1 protein-coding gene and 3 pseudogenes are annotated in these 4,454 nt (G+C 34.8%); all 4 read left to right on the top strand.

Features of this window, described 5'->3' with window-relative positions:
- Positions 1–121: 121 nt before the first annotated feature.
- Positions 122–2,641: pseudogene (locus AFK68_RS44600) on the top strand (GAF domain-containing protein); the annotation flags it as partial.
- 1 nt (position 2,642) lies between these two features.
- Positions 2,643–2,885: pseudogene (locus AFK68_RS44595) on the top strand (ATP-binding protein); the annotation flags it as partial.
- Positions 2,859–3,347: pseudogene (locus AFK68_RS08725) on the top strand (response regulator); the annotation flags it as partial. The pseudogenes AFK68_RS44595 and AFK68_RS08725, both read left to right, overlap by 27 nt.
- A gap of 1 nt (position 3,348) precedes the next feature.
- A partial coding sequence (locus AFK68_RS34735) for a response regulator (RefSeq protein WP_143437700.1) occupies positions 3,349–4,454 on the top strand: 1,106 nt, incomplete at both ends.

Raw genomic sequence — 4,454 nt, 5'->3', positions numbered from 1 at the left:
TAATTATACTCCTATCAATGATGAAAATAATCAATTTATTGGTGGATTAATTACTATTTGTGAAATTCCTGAAAACCTGGATATAGACGAAAATAAACAGGAAAAAGATATTTTTAAAGACTTGCTACTGGAACATAATCCTGTAGCAGCAGTTATTTTTGACTGTGATATGCGTTATTTATGGGCATCTAAACGTTGGTTAATAGATAATAATTTGACAGAAAAAGATATTATTGGGCGTAGTCACTATGAAATTTTTCCTAATATAGACGATCGCTGGCAGGAAATTTCTAGAGCTTGTCTAGCAGGAGAAGTACAAAAATCTGAAGAAGAACAGTTTATCAAAGTAGATGGTTCCCTGGAGTGGATACGATGGGAAATGCACCCTTGGCAGAATAGCATAGGTGAAATAGGTGGCATAATTATGTTCACCGAAGTAATCACAAATTATAAATTAGCACAGAAAGAACTGGCGGATATTAATGCAAATCTACAACAAGTGCTTGATGCTGCCACAGAAGTTGCTATTATTACTACAGATATTAATGGTCAGATTACTACTTTTAATTCTGGTGCTGAAAAACTATTAGGTTATTCTAGAGAAGAAGTCGTAGATAAAGAAAAACTGACATTTTTTCATCAAAAATCCCAACTAATAGAACGCGGTAAAGAACTAACTCAAAAATTCAATAATCCAATTAAAGATTTTGAGATTTTAGTCAAATCAGCAAAACAAGGAATTTCTGAACCTCAAGAATGGCATTATCTTAAAAAAGATGGTTCTGATATTTTAGTAAGTTTAGTAATCACAAGTAAACGGGATAGTGAAGGCAAGATAATTGGATTTCTTGGTATTGTTACTGATATTACGCAACAAAAACAGGCAGAAACTGAACTTAAAGAAACAGAAGCAGTAATTAGAGGTCTCTACACAGTAGCTGCAGAAACTAACTTAGACCTAGATGCTATTTTACAAAGAATTTTGGGTATGGGGCGGATACGATATAGAACAGAAATAGGAATTCTAGCAAAGATAACAGAAGAACGTTATGAAGTAGTTGCCTCTCAATTACCCTTGGGATTTCCTTTTCCGATTAAAGCAGGAGATACCATTAATGTTAAACAAACTTATTGTGAGGAAACTATTCAAAAAAATGAACCAATTAGTGTGGAAGCTGCCGGAAATTCTGAATGGCAGCATCATCCTGCTTATGCTCAGACATTTTTTAAGTTAGAAGCTTATATTGGTTTTCGCGTCATGGTAGAAGGAAAAATCTATGGTACTCTTAGCTTTGCGAGTCCATATCCTAAGGAGGAACCTTTTAAAGAGAGCGATCGCCACATATTAAAGTTAATGGCGCAATGGGTAGGAAATCAAATAGAACGTCATTCTTCAAAAGCTGCCTTAGAAAACCAAGTAAAACAAGTTCTACTTCACAAACAGTTAACCACAGAAATCCGTTCTACCCTGGATAGTGAAGAAATTTTTCAAACAGCGGTTATATTAATCGGTCAGACATTTACAGTAAATCGCTGCCTAATATATTACTATATTGCTGAACCATCACGACAAATTCCTCTAGTAGCAGAATATCTTGAGCCTGATTATGAATCAATGGAAGGTCTATTATTGGCATTGAAAGAAAACCATAATCTAGAAAAAGTATTAGCTCAAGACAAAGCCATGAGCAGTGAAAATACTTACTCAGATCCATTATTAATGAGAGATAGTGATGTTTGTTGCTTATTAGGAGTCAAGTCAATATTAGCAGTTCGTACCTCATATAAAGGAAAACCGAATGGAGTAATTGTTTTACATCAATGCGATCGCTATCGTCGTTGGGCAAATGAAGAAATCGATCTATTAGAGTCAGTGGCAGCACAAGTAGGAATTGCTCTAGCACAAGCAGATCATTTAGAGCAAGAAAAACAAAGACAAATCCAACTACAAACCGAAAATTTAGAATTAGAAAAAGCCAGACAAGATGCTGAAACTGCTAATCGAGCTAAAAGTGAATTTTTAGCAATGATGAGTCACGAAATTCGGACTCCCATGAATGCAATAATTGGGATGACAGGGCTATTACTGGATACAGAATTAAACTCTCAACAATACGATTTTGTAGATACTATTCGTCATAGTAGTGATTCATTACTAACTATTATTAATGACATTCTTGATTTTTCTAAAATTGAATCTGGAAGACTAGAATTAGAAGACCAACCATTTAATCTCCGAAATTGTGTAGAATCAGCTTTAGATTTAGTAGCGTCTCAAGCTGGTGCTAAAGGTTTAGAATTAGTATACGTTATTAATCAAGATACTCCGGAAGCAATAGTAGGGGATGTGACAAGACTACGGCAAATACTTGCTAATTTACTTTCTAATGCAGTTAAATTTACTGCTAGTGGAGAAGTGATTGTTTCAGTAGATGGGAAAAAATGGTTATCAGCTCATCAGGAATTATCTCAGCTTAAAAATAGCGATAATAACCAAACCAATACAAATTCTGTGAGTCAGAAAATTCACACACCCGTTGATAACCTATATGAGATAGCATTTGCTGTCAAGGATACAGGTATAGGGATTCCTGAAAAGCGATTGGAAAGATTGTTTAAGCCTTTTAGTCAAATTGATGCTNAACCAAACCAATACAAATTCTGTGAGTCAGAAAATTCACACACCCGTTGATAACCTATATGAGATAGCATTTGCTGTCAAGGATACAGGTATAGGGATTCCTGAAAAGCGATTGGAAAGATTGTTTAAGCCTTTTAGTCAAATTGATGCTTCCATGACTCGACAATATGGCGGTACAGGATTAGGTTTAGCTATTAGCAAACGGTTAAGTGAAGCTATGGGTGGAAATATGTGGGTGGAAACGGAAGTAGGTAAAGGTTCGACATTTCATTTTACTATGATGGCAATGGCAACTGAAACCACGACAGAATCTGATCTGAAACAACTACAACCTGAACTTACTGATAAGGAACTACTTGTTGTAGATGATAATGCAACTAATCGTAAAATTCTTACCCTTCAGGTAAAATCTTGGGGAATGAAAGTGGAAGCAGTGGATTCAGGAGCAGCAGCTTTAAAGTTAATTAACTCTGGGAAAAAATTTGATATTGCGATACTAGATTTGCAAATGCCAGAAATGGATGGTTTAACCTTAGCAGAAAAAATTCAATCTATACCAGATTATCAAGAATTACCTTTAGTAATGCTCAGTTCGGTAGGCAAACTGACATCAGAAGAAATTGCAGGTAGAGCTTCATTTGCAGCTTTTGTGAGTAAACCAATTAAACAGTCTAATTTATATGAGATGTTAGTTTCTGTACTTGGANCAAATGCCAGAAATGGATGGTTTAACCTTAGCAGAAAAAATTCAATCTATACCAGATTATCAAGAATTACCTTTAGTAATGCTCAGTTCGGTAGGCAAACTGACATCAGAAGAAATTGCAGGTAGAGCTTCATTTGCAGCTTTTGTGAGTAAACCAATTAAACAGTCTAATTTATATGAGATGTTAGTTTCTGTACTTGGAAAACAAGCAATATCATTTAAACCGAAAACTTCAGAAGCAAAATCAATATTAGATAATGAAGCAGAATTTAGGTTGTTGCCATTACGCATCCTGGTAGCGGAGGATGTAGTTGTAAATCAGAAAGTAGCTCTACTTGTCTTAGAAAGATTAGGTTATCGTGCTGATGTAGCAAATAATGGATTGGAAGCTCTAGAAGCATTACGTCGTCAACACTACGATGTAGTTTTCATGGATGTACAAATGCCAGAAATGGATGGTTTACAGGCAACAAGACGAATTTGCCAAATTTTCTCTGAAGCTAAACGGCCTTGGATCATAGCAATGACTGCTCATGCAATGCGGGGCGATAGCGAAGAATGTTTAGAAGCAGGAATGAATGACTATATAAGTAAACCAGTTCAAGTAGAAGCATTAATTAAGGCATTAAAAAATTATATCACCAGGAATCAGGAATCAGGATTGGTAGGGGCGAACGGCCGTTCGCCCGTACAGGAGGTAGGAGTTGCAGCAGAAACAGAGGTTAATTTAAAATCAAATCAAGTTAATCAAGAGTTAATTCCAGAAACAAGTTTGAATCTCCAGGAAAATGAAAATCAAGCAAAATTAAATATTACTGAAGCCAATAATTTGGAATTAGAAGAAGAAGAAAAAAGTGAAAATTTATCTTTAGTAAATTCTTTCGTTAAAAAAGAAACAGAGGTTAATTTAAAAGCAAATCAAAATCAAGAGGTTATTGCAGAAGCAAATTTGAATCTCCAGGAAAATGAAAATCAAGCAAAATCAAATATTACTCAAGCCAATAATTTGGAATTAGAAGAAGAAGAAAAAAGTGAAAGTTTATCTTTAGTAAATTCTTTCGTTGAAACAGAAACAGAGGTGAATTTAAAATCAAATCAAGTTAATCA

Source organism: Hydrocoleum sp. CS-953, from assembly GCF_002260545.1.
In the GTDB taxonomy this organism is placed as follows: domain Bacteria; phylum Cyanobacteriota; class Cyanobacteriia; order Cyanobacteriales; family Microcoleaceae; genus Trichodesmium.
This window is presented reverse-complemented; position numbering and strand designations above follow the sequence as displayed.